Source organism: Paenibacillus sp. FSL R7-0340 (assembly GCF_038002205.1).
In the GTDB taxonomy this organism is placed as follows: domain Bacteria; phylum Bacillota; class Bacilli; order Paenibacillales; family Paenibacillaceae; genus Paenibacillus; species Paenibacillus polymyxa_B.
In genome coordinates this window covers 722,254-744,772 of the sequence record NZ_JBBOBY010000001.1, presented here as the reverse complement: position 1 = coordinate 744,772, position 22,519 = coordinate 722,254, and the positions used below count along the sequence as shown (strand labels likewise).

11 protein-coding genes are annotated in these 22,519 nt (G+C 46.3%); 1 reads left to right on the top strand and 10 read right to left on the bottom strand.

What is annotated here, in order from left to right; genetic code table 11:
- Positions 1-83: 83 nt before the first annotated feature.
- From MKX59_RS03285 to hpf, 4 genes are all read right to left on the bottom strand, one after another.
- Complete coding sequence (locus MKX59_RS03285) at positions 84-983, bottom strand: YitT family protein (RefSeq protein ID WP_023990638.1); 900 nt, start codon at positions 981-983, stop codon at positions 84-86.
- Between the two features lie 96 nt (positions 984-1,079).
- Positions 1,080-2,193 (bottom strand): peptide chain release factor 2 gene (gene prfB / locus MKX59_RS03280; RefSeq protein ID WP_103744773.1). Its coding sequence is split into 2 segments (ribosomal slippage): positions 1,080-2,120 and positions 2,122-2,193, totalling 1,113 coding nucleotides; the frame shifts between segments, so codons are not numbered across the junction.
- Positions 2,194-2,648: 455 nt separating this feature from the next.
- A complete protein-coding gene (gene secA / locus MKX59_RS03275; protein ID WP_023990640.1) occupies positions 2,649-5,099 on the bottom strand; it encodes a preprotein translocase subunit SecA in 2,451 nt (816 codons plus the stop codon).
- A 412-nt stretch (positions 5,100-5,511) separates the two neighbouring features.
- The gene (gene hpf, locus MKX59_RS03270; RefSeq protein WP_023990642.1) at positions 5,512-6,072 is read right to left on the bottom strand and encodes a ribosome hibernation-promoting factor, HPF/YfiA family; all 561 of its coding nucleotides are present in this window, start codon (positions 6,070-6,072) and stop codon (positions 5,512-5,514) included.
- 434 nt (positions 6,073-6,506) lie between these two features.
- Here hpf and MKX59_RS03265 point away from each other — a divergent pair, with 434 nt between their 5' ends.
- Positions 6,507-17,582 carry a DUF7507 domain-containing protein gene (locus MKX59_RS03265; RefSeq protein ID WP_340857598.1) on the top strand — a complete coding sequence of 3,692 codons (11,076 nt, stop codon included), beginning with the start codon at positions 6,507-6,509 and terminating at the stop codon, positions 17,580-17,582.
- A 159-nt stretch (positions 17,583-17,741) separates the two neighbouring features.
- Here MKX59_RS03265 and MKX59_RS03260 read toward each other — a convergent pair whose 3' ends face one another.
- From MKX59_RS03260 to MKX59_RS03235, 6 genes are all read right to left on the bottom strand, one after another.
- Positions 17,742-17,939, bottom strand: coding sequence for a cold shock domain-containing protein (locus tag MKX59_RS03260; protein ID WP_013312263.1), 198 nt, complete (start codon positions 17,937-17,939; stop codon positions 17,742-17,744).
- 260 nt (positions 17,940-18,199) lie between these two features.
- The gene (locus tag MKX59_RS03255; protein WP_233903785.1) at positions 18,200-18,565 is read right to left on the bottom strand and encodes a hypothetical protein; all 366 of its coding nucleotides are present in this window, start codon (positions 18,563-18,565) and stop codon (positions 18,200-18,202) included.
- 105 nt (positions 18,566-18,670) lie between these two features.
- On the bottom strand, positions 18,671-18,871 hold the full coding sequence (locus MKX59_RS03250) for a hypothetical protein (RefSeq protein WP_233903786.1): 201 nt from the start codon (positions 18,869-18,871) through the stop codon (positions 18,671-18,673).
- A 135-nt stretch (positions 18,872-19,006) separates the two neighbouring features.
- Positions 19,007-19,732, bottom strand: a complete 726-nt coding sequence (locus tag MKX59_RS03245; protein WP_053326228.1) for a GNAT family N-acetyltransferase — start codon at positions 19,730-19,732, stop codon at positions 19,007-19,009.
- Complete coding sequence (gene rffA / locus MKX59_RS03240; RefSeq protein WP_053326229.1) at positions 19,726-20,880, bottom strand: dTDP-4-amino-4,6-dideoxygalactose transaminase; 1,155 nt, start codon at positions 20,878-20,880, stop codon at positions 19,726-19,728. Before rffA ends, MKX59_RS03245 begins: the two co-directional genes overlap by 7 nt.
- A 45-nt stretch (positions 20,881-20,925) precedes the next feature.
- Entirely contained in the window at positions 20,926-22,476 is a 1,551-nt protein-coding gene (locus tag MKX59_RS03235) for a glycosyltransferase (protein WP_071558141.1), read from the bottom strand.
- Positions 22,477-22,519 lie beyond the last annotated feature (43 nt).

Sequence of the window (22,519 nt, the reverse complement as noted above, 5' to 3'; positions counted from 1 at the left end):
GAGAGAGGAGCCTAATTAGTAGGCTCTCCTGCTCTCCTACATTAATTCAGTTAAGAGCATACCTCCAGACAGGCCCTTTTGTTTTAGCTTTCCTTCTTAAACCCTTCACCCAATACCTCACGAGTATTACTAATAATCACAAAAGCTTCCGGGTCTACCAAGCGGACGAGCGTCTTGAGGCGAGTTACCTCGTTTTGTCCGACTACAACCATAAGAACAGGACGTTCTTCGTTCGTGTAACCGCCCCGCCCTGCCAGCTCTGTCAATCCTCGGTCCAAATCCTGCAAAATAGCCTGCGTGATCGTTTCTTTCTGATTGGATATGATGTAAGCTACTTTGGAGTAGCTCAGTCCCATTTCCACAGCATCAATGACCTTACCAGTTACAAACAAGCCAATCAACGCATACAGCGCACGTTCCGGCGAGAGGGCGAAACCAGCCAGTGTAATCACCGTGCCATCCATCAACATGACACAGAGAGAAAGACTAAAGCCCGTATACTTTTGAATAATCTGCGCCAAAATAGCCAGTCCACCCGTCGAGCCCCTGCCCCGAAATACAGTCCCCAAACCCAACCCTACTCCGATTCCACCATATAGCGAAGCCAGCAACGGATTTGTTGTCGGAACTGCCCAGTCCTTCGTGACATAAACGAATAGCGGCAGCATAATACTTCCCAGTAAAGAACGCAAACCGTATTTTTTCCCTAACAGCAGGACCCCTGCTATAAATAACGGAATATTCATTCCCCACTGCGTATAGGCTGGTTCCAGGCCAAACAGGTCCTCACCCAAGATAGACAAGCCCGATACACCCCCGGATGCAATCCGGTTTGGAAGCAAGAACATGTTAAAGGTCAGCGCTGTAATGAAAGAGCCGAGTATAATCAGCAAAATGTCGGTCACGTTGCGTGCGGGTCCGCTGGCGGCAATCAGAGGCTTGCGGCGTCTTCGGCGGGCAGCGGGGGGATTCAATTGAGACATCATTCGTGTTCTCCTTTAGTTAAAAATACCGTTACACAAAAATTCCTACAGTCCGCAGGCACATGGTCTGCAGACTGTAGGAAAACGTACAGGCTATTATTCTGCGTCCAGCTTAATTTGGCTGCGCAGGTAACCATCGATGAACGGATCGAGATCGCCATCCATGACAGCTCCTACGTTGCCAGTTTCCACGCTAGTACGATGATCCTTAACCATGCTGTATGGATGGAACACGTAGGAGCGAATTTGACTTCCCCATGCAATATCGGACTGTTCTCCGCGGATTTCGTCCAATTGCTGACGCTGCTCTTCGATCTTACGCTCGTAGAGCTTGGAACGGAGCATCGTCATTGCCTGCTCACGGTTCTTGATCTGGGAGCGCTCATTTTGACAAGTTACAACAATGCCAGAAGGAAGATGCGTAATTCGAACGGCTGAGTCGGTCGTATTAATATGCTGACCACCTGCACCGCTGGCCCGGTACGTATCAATTTTAAGATCCTCTGTCCGGATCTCAACGTCCACATCATCCGCAATTTCCGGTACGACATCGCAGGATACGAACGACGTATGCCGACGACCCGAGGAATCAAATGGAGAAATGCGAACGAGACGATGCACGCCTTTTTCTGCTTTGAGGTAGCCATAAGCATTATAGCCCTTGATCAGCAGCGTTACACTTTTGATCCCTGCTTCATCACCCGCAAGGTAATCCAGCGTTTCTACCTTAAAACCGCGTTTTTCTGCCCAGCGTGTATACATCCGTAGCAGCATTTGACCCCAGTCCTGCGACTCGGTTCCACCTGCCCCCGGATGCAGCTCCAAAATGGCATTAAGCTTGTCATATGGCTGATTCAAAAGCAATTGGAGTTCAAACTCTTGAAGCTTGCTCAGCAAGGATCTGATACTGTTTTCAATTTCTCCAGCCAGTGTTTCGTCGCCTTCCTCATCAGCTAGCTCAGCCATCATCCCCGCATCCTCATATTCCTGACGGAGCTGTTCATAGCTGTCTACAGAAGACTTAACCGCGTTCATTTCCGCGATCACGGCTTGAGCTTTATCGTTATCATCCCAAAAATCAGGCGCAGCCATCTTTTCCTCAAAGTTTGAGATCATTTCCTGTTTGAGATCTAAGTCAAAGAGACCCCCTAAGGTTTGTTAGTTTCTTGCCTATTTCCCTTAAATCATGTTTTACATTTGGATCAATCATGATGACATTCTCCTTTTAATATAGGGTTAGGGGAGTAAAAGCGTTGTGAGTTACGGCTGGTGGGTAGGCGCTGCGCGAATGATTTGATCTTACGATCGCTGGCGCTTCTCCAGATTCAAATCCTCCGCTTCGCTACCGACCGCCGTAAACGCCGTAAAGTCAAACTGCTTTTAAATAACTGGCTCTGGTTATGTGAGCCAGATTAACTGCTGAATTAACTGACAAACAAGCAGAGACCAGCTTGCTTGTCATTATTGTTTAAAAAGAATTGAGATCAAGCTAGCCATTCATCAATATTCAAACTAATCCTCCAATAGAGAGCTATAAGTTGAAAACATCAGTCTCACCCCTGTATGGCACAAAATGGCCGACGGTCAGTGGTTGAACTGCCGCCTGCCATTATATGCACTGCAGGGAATAGTGTATCTCAAGATCTCTCCCTTAATTTCAATCCGTTATTTTCTACGCGGACGCGAAGGAGCGGATTTCTTTTTAGGAGCCGCAGGTTCACCACTCGTCGAGATTTTGTCTTCGTCGATGACAGCCTGACGCTCTTGATTGGATTCAATTTGTGCTTTCATGATGTATGTGGCTACTTCCTCTTGGATGCTAGCAATCATAGCATGGAACATTTCGAAACCTTCAAATTGATATTCGCGCAGCGGATCGGTACCGCCGTAAGCACGCAAGTGAATACCTTGACGCAATTGATCCATAGCATCAATATGGTCCATCCATTTGCTATCGACTGCACGCAATACGATAACCTTCTCGAACTCGCGTACCATATCTTCGCCAATCATTTCTTCACGGCTGTGGTATCTGTTGGTAACTTTCTCGAAGATCATATCCACGATCTCCTCTTTTTCCTTGCCCCACAGGTCGTCACGCGTAAGTGTATTTTCCTCAAGCAGGTTGTTGTTCACATACTCTGCTACTTCTTCAAGCTCCCAGTTTTCAGGAATGTCATCGCCGCAATGAGCTTCCACTACGCGCTCAATGACAGGCTTGATCATATCGAACACAATTTCCTTGATGTTCTCTGATTCCAGCACCTCACGGCGTTGCTTGTAAATAATAGCACGCTGCTGGTTCATTACATCATCATACTGGAGAACAACTTTACGCTGATCAAAGTTGTTGCCTTCGACACGTTTTTGAGCTGATTCGATAGCACGTGTAATCATACGGCTCTCGATAGGTTGGTCTTCCTCGAAGCCCAAACGCTCCATCATACTCAGCACGTTGTCCGCACCAAAACGCTTCATTAACTCATCGCCCAGCGATAAGTAAAACTGTGTGGAGCCCGGATCACCCTGACGTCCTGCACGTCCGCGAAGCTGATTATCAATACGACGGGATTCATGACGTTCTGTACCGATGATGTGCAAACCACCGAGTTCTGATACGCCTTCGCCCAGTACGATGTCAGTACCGCGTCCAGCCATGTTGGTAGCGATGGTAACTGCGCCAGCTTCACCTGCACGGGAAATAATCTCAGCTTCCTCAGCATGATACTTGGCGTTAAGCACTTTGTGACGAACGCCTTTGCGTTTCAGCATTTCAGAAAGAAGCTCCGAGTTTTCAATAGAAACCGTACCTACCAATATCGGTTGGTTCTTTTTGTTGCGCTCCAGGATTTCATCCACCACTGCATGGAATTTGCCTTTTACGCTCTTGTATACAACGTCAGGCATATCTACACGCTGGTTAGGCCGATTCGTTGGAATTTGGAGTACTTCCAGACCATATATTTTTTTGAATTCTTCTTCTTCTGTTTTCGCTGTACCCGTCATCCCCGCCAATTTGCGGTACATACGGAAATAGTTTTGGAATGTAATCGTCGCTAGCGTCATGCTTTCATTTTGTACAATGATGTTTTCCTTCGCTTCAATGGCTTGATGCAGACCATCACTGTAACGGCGTCCAGCCATCAGACGACCTGTAAACTCATCGACAATCAGGACCTCACCGTCAGCTACGACATAGTCCACATCCAAACGCATAATAGCATTAGCCTTCAATGCCTGTACAATGTGGTGATTGATTGTAACACTTTCCTGATCGTACAAGTTTTCAAGACCAAAGAAATTCTCGGCCTTGGATACGCCGTTTTCGGTCAAAGCAACCGACTTCACCTTAATATCCAGAGTGTAATCTTCTTCAACACTCAGGCTCTTCACAAAACGGTCAGCCGCGAAATACAGCTCTGTCGATTTCTGAGCTTGTCCTGAAATAATCAATGGCGTACGGGCTTCATCGACGAGAATAGAATCGACTTCATCAATGATACAGAAGTACAACGGACGTTGTACCATCTGCTCTTTGTAAAGCACCATATTATCACGCAGATAATCGAACCCGAACTCGTTGTTTGTACCGTACGTGATGTCACAAGCATAGGCTGCCTGCTTGGCGGCATGATCCATATTGGCCAAATTCAGCCCTACGGACATTCCCAGGAAGTTATAAATCTGTCCCATTTCTCCGCTGTCACGTTGCGCCAAATAGTCATTGACCGTAACCACGTGCACGCCTTTGCCCAACAGAGCATTCAAATAAACCGGCAGTGTTCCTACCAGTGTTTTACCTTCACCGGTTTTCATCTCGGCAATTTTACCTTCATGCAGCGCAATACCGCCGAGCATCTGTACGTCATAATGACGTTTACCCAGCACCCGCTTGGACGCTTCGCGAACCGTTGCAAAAGCTTCCGGCAAAATTTCTTCAGCCGTAGTCCCTTGTTCGACCCGAGCTTTAAATTCTGCCGTCTTCGCTTGCAACTCCTCATCCGAGAGCTTTTCGAAATCCGGCTCTATCTTATTGATCAGTTCAACCGTCTTCATTAAACGCTTGACGTCACGTTCATTGGTATCTCCGAAGATTTTCTTAACAATTCCTAGCATGGTTTACCCCTTTCGCGCAAAACAATTAATAGAATCAATTTCACAATAAGAAAGGGTCCATGATGAAATTGATTCCCGATATGTTTGACAGGCCCGGCTGTACCAGCCCATCGTGCGATGTTCTTTGCATAAATTGTAACAGTTTGTAGGACATGCCGCAACACAAGCAGCCTCCAGATTTGCATCCGGTTAAAGATACCAAAACAATTGACGCACGAAATACACAACTTCGTTACGCTTATCCAAGTTAAAATTTCCTTGCATTTACAAAAAAACATATAAAAGAGCCCTATCCCGCCAGGTTCGCAAGGATAAGGCTCGTGTTGTTTTCATTTTCCTAATATCCATGAAGCATGCTTCAATCGAAATCGTTCTATTCATTTTAAAATGTGAAAAGTTCCTACTTCACAGGCTATTCTCGTTCGATCAGACCGTATTTACCATCATTGCGCTTGTAAACTACGTTAACTTCTTCGTTGTCAATATTGGAAAACACAAAGAAATTATGTCCAACCATGTTCATTTGAAGAATAGCTTCTTCCACATCCATAGGTTTCAATAAGAAACGCTTGGTGCGGACGACTTCCAGCTCATCCAGTTCTACATCCTCATCTTCAGCAACAGCCACGCCACCTGCCGGATCTTCCACAAAAAGGGTTTTCAAACTGCCTTCCTGACGGAATTTACGGTTTAGCTTGGTTTTGTGCTTGCGAATTTGCCGTTCAAGCTTGTCTACCACGGCATCAATGGATGAATACATGTCATCGCTCTCGTCTTCGGCACGGAGTACAAGCCCCGGCAAAGGAATGGTTACTTCTACAGTGTGCAAATCTCTGGTTGTGCTTAACGTTACACTTCCATCAGACGTCGGGGGTGCATCGAAATACTTTTCAAGTCTGCTGAATTTCTTATCAACGTAGTCCTTCAAAGCGTCGGTAACCTCGATCTGTTGACCTCGTACTGTTAAGTTCATAGGGCACGCCTCCTTTGCTCCTTCAGTATAGCACATATGTTAACGCCAAGTAAAAAAAGAGACCAACATTTCGAAGCTATTTTACAAAATTCTTCTTTTTTCGCTAAAACGCTTCCGATAACGTCATTCTTTGAAAACAGGTATGTTTAAAATTGACTTGCATACATATGTGAATAATGAGTGCATATATAAATATTGCCCCGCTGACGTCACGACAAACAACTATTTTGGGCTTCATGCTAAGCTATTTTATCGAAAAAGGGGGTGGCCTTTTCCCGCTGGATTAGGTACATGGGCTTGTGCGATATGCAAGGCCTGGTTATAACGCAGGCAATTTATACGAAAGGATTATTACACCCAGCCTAGCTGGCTCTTCCTATACGAAAATCCTAAGATAACGGATTTGGAAGAGATGGAAAGTAGGAAGCTAATCCATGGCTTTTATTCAGCGTTACGTAACGAACCAGACGGGGGCTGTCACCTTTATAGGGAATACACTTGGGCTGGCACGCTCTAATTCGGTAGGAGTGCCGGGAACAGCGACCAGCATTGGCGCGTTCATCACAACTAATACAGCCTCTCGCTTCGGTACGTATCCATTTGGCACGACTTCTACCTTTACCAGTAACTCATCGACAGCATTCCTTGTGCTCCCTGCGGGCAGTACGGTGCTGTATGCTGAGCTTATTTGGGGAGGAAGTTATGCCAACGGCAGTACCAATGTATTGTCCAGCACCAGCAACCCTGTCACATTTCAGACACCTGCTTTATCTACTACGGTCAGTCCTGAATCTGCAACATCGGTCAACGTCACTAGTCTCAGTACCTATGTGAGAACAGCGAATGTCACAAATCTGGTCATTCAAGGTGGCGCTGGTGCGTATACGGTCGGAAATGTGACGGGCACCATCACGGTTCCCGATTCCACCAACACCAACCATGCCGGCTGGACGCTGGCTGTGGTGTACAATAACCCGTCTCTGCCCTTCCGCAACCTGTCGCTACGTGTTGGTGGTGAAGGGGTCAGTACCGCTACAGGCTCGGTCAATGTAGTGGTGAGCGGCTTTGCCACACCTGTGCAGGGGACTTTGCGTGGTAGGGCGCTGATTAGCGCCCAAGAGGGTGACGTGGACATTACGGGTGACCGTGCGTTGTTTGGACCTACCACATCGAGTTTGACTGCGCTGTCTGGGCCTAATAATTTTTCGACTAATTTTTTCGCTTCCCAAATTAACGGAGACGACGGTACATTGGTCACGACGGGGACCTTCGGTACAACTAATGCCGTGAATGGAGCACCTGGAACGCAGGTCACGGGTGGACGGCAAGGTTGGGACATTACCAATGTCGATATTTCCTCCACGCTGCTCAATAGCCAAACCACAGGTGTCCTCCAGCTGACAACAAATGGTGACATTTACACTGTAAATGCCAATGCCATTCAAATTGATATCAATGCTCCACTGGTGACCCTGACCAAAACTGCCAGCTCTACAGGCTTGGTTATTGGCGATACTGTGACCTATACGGTTAACATTTCGAATACGGGGCTCGTCAGTGCTTCCAACACAGTACTTACCGATACCATACCAGCTGGGGCTACCTTCGTACCCGGCAGTGTTGTTGTCGCGGGCACAGCCCAGCCAACAGCCAATCCCGCTACAGGTATCACAGTGGGCAGTGTAGCTCCTGCTTCCACGGTGACCATTACATTCCGTGCAACCGTCACTTCATTGCCAGCAAACACCCAGCTGGGCAATCAAGCATCGGCATCCTTTTCCTTCCAAACCGTGCCTGGAGGACCTGTCATTTCTGGCAACGTTCCGTCCAACACTGCCAGTACACCAATCTACCAACCTGTTATTGGAATTGTTAAAAGTGCCAATACAACGGCTGCTACAGTTGGAGATACGATTACGTACACGTTTCAGATATCCAACACGGGCAGCATTGCTGCAAATCTCAGCTTTTCGGAGAGCATTCCCGCCGGATCATCCTTCATACCGGGCAGTGTGACCATTGGTGGTTCTTCCGTGCCTGCTGCCAATCCCGCTACTGGTTTTTCAGTAGGAACGATTAATACAGGTGCTACTATACCCGTGACCTTCCAGGCCCTCGTCAACGCGGTTCCCGCCTCTGGTAATTTGACCGATCAGGCGGCTTACACGTATACCTTCACACCGCCTGACGGACGTATATTGAACGGAAGCGGGACGTCCAACACGCTCACCATTCCCGTATCCTCACCAAATGTGACCGTGACAAAAGCCTCTTCCCTGGCGGCAGCCGCAGTCGGAGAGACTGTTCAATTTACCATAACCGCCACAAACAACGGAATCGCCAATGTGACCAATGTAGTCGTTACCGATCCGCTGCCAAGCGGAGTTGCCTTTGTACCTGGTAGCGTCACCGTGAACGGAACTGCTTCTGCGACTGCTACACCTGTGAACGGTATTCCGATCGGCACTTTAGCTCCAGGCGCATCGGTTACGGTTGTATTTCGGGCAGCCATTAATTCTCTACCTTCTCCTGCACAAATCAACAATCGTGCAACTGTCAGCTTCACTTCCGGGGCCTTTACCGGATCATCTTTGTCCAATCTTGTAACCATACCTGTCGTTATTGCAGCGCCGACGATTACCAAAAGCGCCAGCTCCAACCGTGCCAGCGTTGGCGGGACGATTACTTATTCATTTCTCATCGCTAATGCCGGAACAGCCGTATTAAACACGACCTTGACGGAAACTGTACCGACAGGCTCCACCTTTATTCCCGGAAGCGTCATTGTCGGCGGGTCCTCAGTGCCAGGCGCCAATCCTAATACGGGAATTTCAGTAGGCACCGTAAACCCTGGTGCACAAATTACAGTCTCATTCCGGACGACAGTGGATTCGCTACCACCCGGGGGTGGATTAAACGATCAGGGCCTGCTCCAATACTCATATCAGTTGCAAGACGGAAGAACCCTGTCGGGCTCGCTTCTCTCCAATATTGTTTCCGTATCGATTTCTCTTCCCAACGTAGCAGTAACCAAGTCTGCGGGATTCACATCCGTTAGTGTTGGCGAAACGCTGACCTACAGCGTGAACGCCGTTAATAACGGAATTGACCCCATCACAAACACCGTAATTACCGATCCACTCCCCGGCAGCGTGTCATTTGTACCCGGAAGCGTAACCGTCGGTGGTTCACCTGTGAGCACAGCCGACCCAAGAAGTGGCATTCCAGTCGGCACCATTGGCGCAGGCGCATCCGTGCAGGTGTCCTATGCTGTGCTGGTCAATGCCGTTCCATCCGTGCAGCCGCTGCAAAACACAGCCAGTGTCAGCTTCACCAGTGGTGCTTTTACCGGAACATCCCAGACAAATACCGTCTCTGTGCCGGTTTATCAGCCTCGTATCAGTGTGGTCAAATCTGCAAATACAACAGCAGCTACGATAGGCGACACGATTCTGTACACATTGTTAGTCACGAACAGCGGCAACTATAATGCTTCTGTAACGCTGACAGATGCTATTCCTGCCGGGTCCACATTTATGGAGAACAGCGTGGTAATCAATGGCGTTAGTCAGCCTGGAGCCAGTCCAGCAGCAGGTATTTTCATCGGAACCGTGTCGCCGCAAAGCCCTATCACACTGACATTCCAAACTGTAGTGGCTACCCTTCCAACACCATCCCAACTGACAGACCAGGCCACCGCCGCCATTTCCTTTACGTTGCCCGATGGGCGAGTGCGAACAGATAGCACATCGTCCAACGTGTTATCCATTCCTGTGTCTGCGCCGAATGTGTCCATTTCGAAGACTGCAGACCGTTCCACCGCCATTCCGGGTGATTCGGTGTTATACACCCTGACCTTACTCAACAACGGAATCCAGACCGTGAGCAATGTGGTCGTTTCCGATCCTATCCCGGCCGGCTCTCAATTCACTGCCGGTAGCGTAACGCTGAATGGCTCCACAATAGCCAGTGGAGATCCGTCTTTAGGTATCGTAATTGGGAGCATTGCCGCTGGAGGGGGAGCTACAATCACTTTCAGGGTAACGGTATCCTCTCCATTAACAAGTTCTCCGCAGCTCACCAATCAATCGCGTGCCAGTTACACCAGCGGTGCTTTTTCAGGCGTATCAGTATCTAACCCAGTGACAGTGGCTTTGAACGCTCCGGTATTAAGCGTAAGCAAAACCGCAGAACCTATATCAGCCACAGTCGGGAACATCGTAACGTATTCTGTGGCAGTAACCAACAGCGGTAATATTGCAGCTGCTGCCACATTGACAGACAATATCCCCGCAGGCTCAGCACTGGTACCGAACAGTGTGGTCGTCAACGGTGTTCCTATTCCCGGTGCCAGTCCCGAAGCAGGTCTGTCTATTGGCTCCATTGTACCTGGAGCCGCGACTCAAACAACTTTTCAGGTGGTGATTACTTCCGTGCCTTTACCTCCCCAACTCACCGACCAGGCGAATATCAGCTTTTCCTTTCAACCGCCGGATGGCCGGATTGTTAACGGCAATGTTTCGTCCAATATTGTCACAATCCCTGTATCGTCACCCAATGTGCAAGTAAGCAAAAGCGCTTCGGTAGCTGACGCCGTTCCTGGGGATACGATAACCTATACCATTACAGCTACCAATAGCGGAGTCCAAACCGTGACGGATGTTCGGGTAAACGATACGATCCCGTCGGGCTCCACTTTTATTCCTGGCTCGGTTATTGTAAATGGAACGACATTGCCGTCAGCCAGCCCCTTAACGGGGATTCCAATCGGTTCCATCGCTGCTGGTGCGTCAACAACCGTCACCTTTTCCGTGTCTGTCAACAGCCTGCCTGACCCACCTCAGCTGAGTGATCAGGCTACAGTTTCTTTTACCAGCGGTACACTGAATTTCACATCACTCTCCAACACTGTTGTCATCCCTGTTTACCAGCCTATTGTCAGTCTTGTTAAAACTGCAAATACGAGTCAAGCAACGGTAGGCGACACCGTAGTCTATACACTCACTGCTCAAAATACAGGTAATCTAGCAGCGACCGCCACCTTCACCGATGCCATTCCATCTGGTTCCTCCTTTATACCGAATAGCGTCACCGTGAACGGTCAGCCTGTTGCTGGAGCCAATCCCCAATCAGGGGTACTGGTCGGAAACATTGCAGCGGGGGCTTCTGTCGCTCTTACCTTTCAAGTGGTCATTAACGCTGTCCCTGCTGGCCTGGGTCTGTTAAATCAAGGTTCGGCCACATTCACCTTCCAGCCACCTGACGGTCGCACATTAAATGGAAGTGCACAATCGAATCCGGTGTTCATTCCCGTATCCAATCCGAATGTCACCGTGACCAAAACGGTCAATCAGACCTCTGTAGCCTTCGGCGATACCATTACGTATACCATTAACGCAGCAAATAGCGGCATTACACCCGTAACAGGGACGGTCTTTATCGACCCGATTGCGGATGGCACTACTTTTATACCTAACTCCGTACAAGTCAATGGTGTCACTATACCGGGAGCCAACATCGCCACAGGCGTATCCGTAGGCACTATCCCTGCTGCCAGCTCAGTAACGGTCACCTTCCAGGCAACGGTAACATCCTTGCCAGCGTCAGGTTTGTCAACGGATCAGGCAACGGTCTCCTTTAATTCCGGGGCTTTCGCAGGTCAATCCGCCTCGAATCAGGTCAGCCTGCCTGTATTTCAGCCAATCTTGAATGTGACCAATACCCTCAGTGCAGATCGTGCAACCGTAGGGAATACACTTGGCTTTTTCATCACTGTAACCAATACCGGCAACGCGCCCGCAGAAACGGTCGTGCTTGATCTGTTGTCCAGCTCGCTTAGTCTGAATCAAAATAGCGTACTGGTCAACGGTTCGCCCATTCCCGGAGCAGACCCGATTACAGGCATTAATATCGGTTCGGTCGCCCCAGGTGCGACGGTAACCGTCTCGTTTAGCGCCGTGGTCATATCAGTACCACCTGGCTCCATACTAACCAACCAGGCAACTGTGAGCTACACGTTCCAATTGCCCGATGGACGAACGCTGAGCGGAAGCGGAGCGGCCCTGCCTGTATCCATTCCGATCTCGTCACCGAATGTAACAGTCACGAAGGCAGCTGATGTGGCTGTCGCTGTCGTGGGTGATTCTGTCCCCTATGTCATAACTGCGTTCAATAACGGACTCGATCCTGTTACTAGCGTAATCGTCACGGATACCATTCCTTTTGGAACCGCCTTTGTCCCGGGCAGCGTTACAATTAATGGTACGCCTGTTGTTACAGCCAACCCACAAAACGGTATTCCTGTCGGAACGCTTGGAGCTGGTGGCGGAGCTACCATTCGCTTTTTGCTTAACGTACAATCTCTGCCGTCGCCAGCGTCCATTACCAATGAGGCGACCGTAAGCTTTACTTCAGGTGCATTTAATGGATTTTCGGTATCCAATCCCGTTACCATCCCTGTGTATCAACCGATCGTCACTGTAACTAAAAGCGCGGGAACGGGAAGAGCTACGGTTGGAGATACGGTAACCTATACATTCTCCGTTACAAACTCTGGAAACATCGGTGCAGATACCGTCCTTAGTGATCCCATCCCGGCTGGGGCTGCCTTTATCCCTAATAGTGTAGTGATCAATGGCACCGCCGCACCTGGCTCAGATCCAAGTGTTGGGATTCCATTAGGTATCATAGGTGCAGCTACGACCGTCACTCTGACCTTTCAGGCAGTCATTACCTCACTGCCCGCATCAGGTACATTGGTCAATCAGGCGACCGCAGCTTACAGCTATCAACCTCCAGATGGTCGTGTCCTGACTGGAAGTGCAGTATCTCCGTCCGTGACCGTCTCGGTCTCTTCGCCAGATGTGGACGTTATCAAAACAGCATCCGCTACAGATGCCGTAGTCGGAGATACCATTACGTATACTGTGATTGCTACGAATAACGGAATCAGTCAAGTCGTCAATGCCGTTGTATCTGATCAGCTGCCGCCCGGCACCAGCTTTGTTCCGGGTAGCGTAACCGTAAATGGAACTTCTGTACCTGCTGCGTCACCAAGCTCCGGTATCCCTGTAGGCACCATTGCAGTAGGTGGTTCGGCAGCAGTTACATTCCAGGTCTCCGTCGTTAGTCTGCCGCAGCCGCCGCAAATAACCAATCAAGCGACCGTCAGCTTTACTTCAGGCGCGTTGACCACGTCTTCGCAATCCGATCCGGTTACCTTGCCTGTTTATCAGCCGATCATCGGCCTGACCAAAACCGTCAATACCGTCAACACACAGATCGGATCAACATTGGTCTATACTCTGACGCTAACTAATACCGGAAATATTGCCGTTATACCTGTGCTGTCGGATAACATCCCCGCAGGTTCTGAACTACTGCCTAACAGCGTAGTCGTTAACGGCATCCTTGTCCCGGGAGCTTCGCCAGTTACAGGCATAACGCTCGGATCACTGGCCCCTTCAGGCAGTATTACGTTGAGTTTCCAAACCATCGTCTCGTCTCTGCCAACTCCGCCTATATTGACCGACCAAGGGCAAGCGGACTTTACCTACTCACCACCTGACGGTAGAGTACTGAGCGGTTCTGTCACATCGAATACAGTCAACGTTGCTGTGTCTGCACCTAATATTCAGGTGATTAAAACATCCAGCCTGGCAGCCGCTGTAGTCGGAGATACGTTCAGATATACACTGAGCATCACGAATAGTGGCGTGGATTCAGTCACAGATACTGTTGTAACCGATACAATTCCTGCAGGTACCTCCTTCGTTCCGGGCAGTGTCCTAATCGACGGAGTAGCCTTCCCTAATGCCTCTCCGGTTGCTGGAATTGCCATCGGAAACGTCGCACCTGGAAATACATTCGTCGTCAGTTTCCAGACAACTGTCCAGTCTTTGCCGCAGCCACCACTGCTCACAGATATTGCAGCCGTCACGTTTACTAGCGGAACGTTCACTGGCACTGCCTTTTCCGATCCACTCATCGTACCTGTGTTCCAACCGTTAATTGCAATTACTAAAGCATCCAGCACTCTTAACGCCTCCGTCGGCGATACACTGACCTACACGATTACAACCGTGAATAGCGGCAATATTGCAGCAGCGCTTACCATCAGCGATAACATCCCGGCCGGATCGACTTTCCTTGCCAACAGTGTCAGCATTGCTGGCAGTCCGCAACCTGGATTGTCCATCGAAACTGGCGTTCCAGTTGGATCCGTGTTGCCAGGCGGAACGGTATCCGTAACGTTCCAAACCATTATCAATACACTGCCTAATCCACAGGTACTGGTCGATCAGGCATCAGGCTCATTCACTTTCCAACCACCAGATGGCAGAACTGTATCCGGATCTGCGGTATCCAATTCAGTTAGTATCTCTGTATCCTCACCAGACGTTAGCATTGTCAAAGGAACGGCGGCTACCGACGCCATTATTGGCGATATCATCACCTACACACTGGCTGTCTCCAACAATGGGATCAGTACAGCCAATAATATAGTGGTTTCAGATATGATTGCGGCGGGAAGCTCCTTTGTAAATGGCAGTGTTACCATAAACGGAACTTCCTTCCCTGATGGAAATCCTGGATTTGGTATTGCCATCGGTACGCTCGCTCCAGGAGCTGTTACTACTGTTACGTTCCAGGTTCGAGTCGATTTCTTGCCCACACCGGCACAATTAAACAATCAGGCATCCGTTAGCTTTACCAGCGGGGCATTTACTGGTAGCTCAACATCTAATGTAATAACCATTCCGGTCTTCCAGCCGATCCTGACAGCAGTCAAAACAAGCAATACCAATAATGCCACAGTCGGAGACATCATCACTTACACGATTGTCGTATCCAACACGGGTAACATTGCAGCCTCAACTACTGTAAGTGACAATATTCCGGACGGCTCTGTATTCCTTCCGAACACAGTCTCGATTAACGGCATTGCAGCTCCCGGTGCAAGCCCAGTTTCCGGCATCCCGACTCCAGCCATACCACCAGGACAATCGGCAACCGTCACTTTCCAAGTGCTGGTATCTTCCATCCCTGCAACCGTATTACTGGTCGATCAGGCTGAGGTAGACTATCGCTTTAATGCACCAGATGGGCGAGAGGCAGGCGGTTTCCATTTATCCAACATTGTTGAGGTTGCCGTGTCACCGCTAGACATCACATTAAGTAAAAGCGTAAGCTCACCTTTCGCCACTACTGGCGATACCTTGACGTATGAACTCGTGATCCTCAACGAGGATACGAATACCGTGCAAGATGCCCGTTTGCTGGATACTTTGCCAGAGGACATCGAGTTTATTACAGGTTCAGTTCAGATTAATGGATCTACGGTGGCAGAAAGCGATCCCGGCACCGGCATACCTTTGCCACCGTTAGAAGCGAATACCAAGACTGTCATATCCTTTGATGTCCGTATCACAGCAACAGAACAGCCAGGACCGCGTACGAATCAGGCGCGCTTGTTACTCACGAAAAGTGAAGAAGCGAGTGCCGTTTTGTCCAATGCTGTCACCATTGCCGTACTCCAGCCTGTGGTGAAGCTGACGAAAATAGCCAGCACGGAGAGCGTGCAGCCAGGCCAAAGCATCACCTATTCCATCATTGCAGAAAATACTGGAAATATCGGTGCCTTTGGCTTGTTAACGGACTCATTGCCATCGGAGCTTTCTTTTGTTCCCGGCTCTGTTTCGGTTAATGGAATCCCTCAATATGGGGTCAGTCCAGGGCAAGGCATTGCCCTAGGTACCATCGCACCAGGAGAAAAAACGACTTCCGTCTTCTCCGCGCTTGTCGTTCGTGCCTCCGAGTCTGGCACACTGGTGAATCAAGCTTCACTGGCTTACTCCTACCAGCTGCCGGACGGACGAAGCACGAATCTGGTAACTGCTTCACCTTCTATCTCGGTTAAAGTAGCCCCTACTGCTAAAGGAGCCTTGTCAGCTGTGCTACGCACAACAGTATCTACTGTCGCATTAGGCGATGCTGTGCCTTATCAGCTGACTCTTGTTAATGATGCAGGCTCAGTCATTACCGATGTAGTGTTAGCCGATTACGTACCGAATGGAACCATCATAAACCCGGACAGCTTGAAAATTAACGGTTCTCCACCTGCTTCTAGCAAGCCAGGTGAACCATTATTTATCGGCAGCTTACAGGCGGGACAGACAATGGATGTATCCTACAGCGTGAACGTTCAGTCTCTGCCTCTCGGAGGACGTCTAAACAATAGCGTACGGCTCCATTATGCTGGCAATGAGGGTGCGAGCGAGGTTACCAGCAACACCGTGACTATAACTGTTTTTGATCCACAGCTTGCCGCAAGTATCTCTACGGAAAATACGGAGGCCATCGCAGGAGAAAGCCTTACTTATACGGTACTGCTCAACAACTTTGGCAACGTAACATCCGAAGTTACACTGCAAAATTTCATTCCTGCCGGGACTCTATTGATTCCTGACAGCATACAGTTGAACGGTCAATCACTGTTGGGAACCGATCCTGCTGTCGGTGTTAGTCTGGGGTCTGTGGAACCTGGACAGTCATTGACACTGACTTATCAAGTGACCGTATCGGAGACGCCTCCATCTGGCTACATCGTAAATCAAGCTGCCTTTGCCTACTCGTTTACGTTACCTGGAGGAAGAGTCGTATCAGGGACATTGACTACGAATACCGTTACCATCCCAGTTGTATTCCCACTGCTCGAATTAGTTAAAAAAGTGAATACCACGGATGCCTCTGTAGGAGACATACTCACCTTCACCATTCAGATTACAAACAAAGGAGGAATTCCAGCACAGTATCCGCTGTTCACAGACCCGTTGCCGCATGGACTCATTTATGTACCCAACAGCCTAACTATCCAAGAAAAAGCACAGCCAGGCGCTAATCCCGCCGCAGGTATCACGCTTCCGGATATTGCACCAGGGGAGACGCTCACCCTTACGCTCCAGGCACAAATTCGTGAAGCACCAACAGAGGGAACATTCAGCAACCAAGCCACCATCGAATATACCTCACGTCGTAGTGGAGGAGAGACCATCCAGGAAACAACCCAAACCAACACCGTCGGCGTGACCGTTATTGCAGCCATCCCTAAACTTACACTTAGCTCCAGCGCTTTACGTGTCGGGCAAGAAGATACCCTGTCCTTCACCGTCCATGTGGAAAACATCGGCAATACTCCGCTGGAAGAACTCTTGCTCACTGCACCATTTGCAGCCGAAGATTTCATTTTGTTGCGAACTGTCACCGTGAATTCTGTGCCGCTTCCGCATCCTAACCTGCTCCAAGGTATTCCGTTAGGTCGGCTTGACCCAGACCACAAAGCCGTTATCGTCTTTTCTTTCGACATCGAATCTGCGCTCCGCGCGTATCTGATCGCCCAGGTCATCCTGCGCTATCAATTCCGCTATCCAGACGGAAGCGTAGAGAAACAATCTGCCTCCTCCAATACCATTTTTGTGGAGATGGCTGACTTTGATGGTTCTCTAGAGTAAATGTTCTATTGTGTCGAGCTCCTTACCACTGGGTAAGGGGCTTTTTTATGTAATTAGAAAACATAAAAAAGCCCTGGAATATTTTCCAGGGCAGTTGCTAGCGCGTTATCCATTGCTAACCATCTTACCAATTATGTAGGTCGGCTATGCCGGGGATGATTATAATTTGGTTACGTTAGCGGCTTGTGGTCCACGTGCGCCTTCGACAATGTCGAACTCCACGTCTTGTCCTTCTTCAAGTGTTTTGAAGCCTTCTGTTTGAATTGCGGAAAAATGTACAAATACGTCGCCGCCGTCAGACGTTTCAATGAAACCATAACCTTTTTCTGCGTTAAACCATTTTACTTTACCTTGCATGCACTAACATTCCCTTCGTCATCAAATGAAGTGAAGCTCTCGCCCACATTTCCGACTATACCACCCAAAGTTATCCATTGTCAATTGGAATTGATAATGTTTTCATTCATAGTTATTCCAATTTTACAAAGCAATCTATTTCTATAGATTGAAATGGTATATTAAGCAAAGAGTTTACTATACAAGTATAGTAAACTCTTTGTGAATGTTTGAAACTCCTAGGGAAAAAACATTGAAAATTTTTGTTATTTCTTTTTTACTTAATTATAGTAAACTACCGTTGGCTGGGGCTCAATTCCTTTTGCATAGTAGTAATTCAAGTTACTTACAAAATCAATTACTTTCTTTGTATCCAGATCATACACAAGAATGTCTGGATCTCCAGCCATATCAATAAAATCCAGGCGTCTCGGCGTAGTTCTGCCACTGGTGTCAACAAAAGAGGAACTGTGATTCGGTGGATTGCCAGAACTATATGCAGATTCAAAATAGGTAAAAAGCGTATCTGCATTTAGAACAATCAAAACAGCATTATCAGAGCTTGCATAATTTGAAAAGTTGAATTCTCTTGACCATTCCAAATTCGGGTTTGCCACCGTTGTATTGGCAATTTGGGTCCCATTCACCTTAATATCTCCGTTTGGATACTCAATGACCGTTAGTAGGGTGTTAGCTTGGCCGTCTTACCATTAATCGGTGTATCCGCTGGCGAGGCCGCATTCATGTGGATACTATAACCGTTCCTGTGGAAGTACAGCCTCAGTCGTGCTGGTAGGTTCCAGCGCTTGAATCGTATTAAGCGAAAGTGACGTATCAGTATCCTTCGCCGTTAAACTTGATGAGCTGGCCTCAACTGAGGCTGGAGCTATTGACATAATGCTTAAAACTAAAATGGCTAATAAAATTCCAGAAAGGTATTTTCCCCACTTCATAAACATCATCCCTTCTCAGAATATTTAAAATTATTCATAGATTGAAAATAATTCCTATGGATGATGTACTAATTCTATAACATACTTAATTATCCTTTATTCTAAGATTTCGTCTTAGACGATCTTACATTGAATCTATGAACGAGCATTGATCAGCACCCTCGTCCAATAATACCAACTTTCCATTTTTTGAATTCTGTAACCACACTTTATATATAAATTCAATGCATTGTAATTTCGACCTTGTGTTGAAACTACTAGTTGTTCAATCGGCCTGCTTTCAAGAAACACCTTTAATTCTGTTAGCAACTTCGTGCCCATTCCATTGCTTTGATGTTTCAGATCAATTCCTAAAAGGCCGATTCTTGCCTTTCTATTTATTAGATTTTCTTTAATTGTCACAAATCCAATAATTTCTCCATTTAATTTAATGACAAGACAATAATCATCGAACGCACCAGTAATAGACTTTTTCACCCATAGTTTATATAACTCATCCACTTTTTCAAAATTAAAAATATGTGGATAACAAGAATATCTACTATCCTTAAATAATCCAGTCATCATATTTTGTAAAACAGGAAAGTCATGCTCCGTTGCTAATACAAGAGAACTTTTATTCTGTGCATTAGTATCTATTCTAGTCTCAAATGTTACTTTAGTATCCGCTAAGTGGAAATTTTCATTTTCGAGAAAATGAATAGTCGTTATATCATCAATTTTACAAAGTGCTTGTATAAAATCTAATTGATTCTTTTCTATCACATGTTGAAAATATGAGCTTGTAACTGGAGAAGTAGTAGAAACTTCCGCCATATTCATAGCAAAAAAAATAGAATCCCAATGCAAAAGCCTTAGCATCCTAAATCCCTCCAACTATACTGTCGAAAAAAATCGTATATACAATCTACAATCTTATTTATATCTGACTCTTTTATATTAAAATAGAGAGGTAATCTAATTAAGCGTTCGCTCTCTCTAGTTGTATAGGCATCCTCACCAATAAATGAACTATGCTTTAATCCTGCCTCGGAACTATGAAGCGGCACATAATGAAAAACAGCCATGATTTCATGTATTTTCAAAAAATTCAATAGTTCGGTTCTTATTTCTAAATCTCTTACTTTAATATAAAACATATGAGCATTATGGGTACTATTAAGAGGTATAAATGGTAAGTCGATTAAATTTAATTCACTCAAAGGCTGTAATAGATTAAAATATAAATTCCAGCTAACCAATCTATTCTTTGTAATCATTTCTGAGGCCTCAAGTTGTGCCATTAAAAATGCAGTGTTTAGTTCACTAGGGAGGTAGGAAGAACCTATGTCAACCCAAGTATACTTATCTACCTGACCTCTAAAAAATTTAGATCTGTTTGTCCCTTTCTCACGTATTATTTCAGCCTTTTCCATAAATGTTTCATCATTAACTAACAAAGCGCCACCTTCCCCGCAATGTACATTCTTGGTTTCGTGAAAGCTGATACATCCTAAGTGACCAAGGGTACCCAGTTTCCTTCCTTTATATTCGCTAAGAATCCCTTGTGCTGCATCCTCCACAACTGCCAAATTGTATCTATTCGCCAACTCTAAAATTTTATCCATATCACAAGCTACTCCAGCATAATGCACTGGGACAATTGCTTTTGTTTTATCTGTGATCGCATCTTCTATAAGATCTTCATTAATATTCATAGTATCAGGTCGAATATCCACGAATACAATCTTAGCTCCTCTTAAAACAAAGGCATTGGCAGTGGATACAAACGTATAAGATGGCATGATAATTTCATCACCCTGTTGGATATCTAAGAGAATAGCAGCCATCTCCAGAGCATGTGTACAAGAAGTCGTTATTAATGTTTTTTTTACATCAAAAGTTCTTTCAAACCAGTTTGCACATAAACGCGTAAATTCTCCATCCCCCGAAAGATGTCCACTAGAAAATGACTTTTCGACATACTCTCCTTCTTTGCCTACGATTGCCGGTATATTGAAATTTATCATTATCATCTCTCATTTCAGCAAATTATGTGGTAAAGCCCATGCAGCTTAATAAAAGTGTGGTGATTTAGTCATAGTCTCTATAATTTCTCTCATAACCTTTTCACTGTCAAAAATTTCATCAGCCCTATTTATTGCTACAGATCTTTCGCGTTCCCTAAATACAGGATTTTCCCAATGTTTTATAAATGTCTTCACATCATCAAAACTGTTAATATGATAGTACTCTCCTGCCGTGTGAGCAACATCTCCGAAGGCATATGTAAAAACGGGTAGCCCTTGCCGTAAAGCAATGGCAGCAGAAGTACCGCCTCCAGATCGAACTGTGTTTAAATACGCGTCACACACTTCATAAACAGCGGCTAAGTCCCTTTGAACTCCGACATGGACAGATTGTTTTTCAAGAGTGACATACTGATTCGTTATCTTTTTATAATTTTCAAGTTCACCTATAAACATAATGCGGGTATGATCATTACATTTCAATAGATCGTCTAGTTCTGTTAAAAAAGAATCGTCTAGCTCCGTATCAAGCCGATTACCTACTATGGCCAATACAAAATTGTCCTCGCCTAACCCCCAATACTCTCTATGCATTTTAGTCTGTGGAGGCGTATATTTATAAGTAAACACACTCTCAATAACAGATTCCCGAGACCTGTTTAATTCTTCTAGGGTGTTCAAATCTGCTGTGTTTATTTTTCTGGGCAAAATAGAAAATGTGCTCTCTGAGATGGGGAGATCATAAGCTAATGGCAGAGTGATAACAGGCACAAAATTAGAAAATAGGTCGGAGCTTACATTTGAGCCTGAGACAGATAAAACAAAAAGCGGCTTTAAATGTAATATCATTTGGATTAGCTCTGATATCTGGGCACCATTTGGCATTTCCTTTTTACATTGAAAGAATGGAATACTTAAATCTTCATACACTAGCTTTTCAGTTTGATTGTACCCCTCAACATAGTTAGATAGGACAGCTCCGAAATAAGGCGTGGTTATAGATCTTGGCATGTCTGCGGTATTTATAAGGAAAATATTTTTTTTGAGATTATATAAAGCTTTGCAATGATCTAGCGCTACTTGTGTTGGGCTATGTAACATAGAAAGCATCTGTCCAGCTACAACAACTACAAGATCTTGGTTGCGTTCTTCATAAGGAATCCAATTCGCCTCGTTTGCAATTTGATTATTAAAATACTCAAAATATTTTCGATATATCCTTCTCAGTCTGTTAGTGTTTTCCTCCGTTTTTAATTTAGGAGTAGTAAAAAGAAAGCTCGTAATTTGCCAGTAAACAAAATGAAGCACATCTATTCTTACTTCTTTTTCTATAGATTCAAAAATATCATCCAAAAACTTCTGATCCTTTGTACAGGTGAGTAAAAATGACGTTAAATATAGTCCCCAATTCTTATAATCTGATATCATTTGTTCGATTTCAGTTACTATCTCTTGACGACTATTTGAATTTATACTTTCAAAGTTTCCAATTAATTTGGTTAGTTCATGGTCCAGTAATTTGTATACTTCCACATTTGATAATTTATCATTCGATAGTATTTTTTTTAATTCATGCATTGCCTCAGAATAGCTCATTAGGAACCTCTTTTCATTCTATCATTAGGGTTTGTTAAGGAAA

Bases quoted from the DNA above. Each gene is read 5' to 3' on its own strand.
- MKX59_RS03285 (WP_023990638.1), bottom strand. From the start codon at position 983: ATGTCTCAATTGAATCCCCCCGCTGCCCGCCGAAGACGCCGCAAGCCT.
- secA (WP_023990640.1), bottom strand. From the start codon at position 5,099: ATGCTAGGAATTGTTAAGAAAATCTTCGGAGATACCAATGAACGTGAC.
- hpf (WP_023990642.1), bottom strand. From the start codon at position 6,072: ATGAACTTAACAGTACGAGGTCAACAGATCGAGGTTACCGACGCTTTG.
- MKX59_RS03265 (WP_340857598.1), top strand. From the start codon at position 6,507: ATGGCTTTTATTCAGCGTTACGTAACGAACCAGACGGGGGCTGTCACC.
- MKX59_RS03260 (WP_013312263.1), bottom strand. From the start codon at position 17,939: ATGCAAGGTAAAGTAAAATGGTTTAACGCAGAAAAAGGTTATGGTTTC.
- MKX59_RS03250 (WP_233903786.1), bottom strand. From the start codon at position 18,871: ATGAAGTGGGGAAAATACCTTTCTGGAATTTTATTAGCCATTTTAGTT.
- MKX59_RS03245 (WP_053326228.1), bottom strand. From the start codon at position 19,732: ATGCTAAGGCTTTTGCATTGGGATTCTATTTTTTTTGCTATGAATATG.
- rffA (WP_053326229.1), bottom strand. From the start codon at position 20,880: ATGATAAATTTCAATATACCGGCAATCGTAGGCAAAGAAGGAGAGTAT.
- MKX59_RS03235 (WP_071558141.1), bottom strand. From the start codon at position 22,476: ATGAGCTATTCTGAGGCAATGCATGAATTAAAAAAAATACTATCGAAT.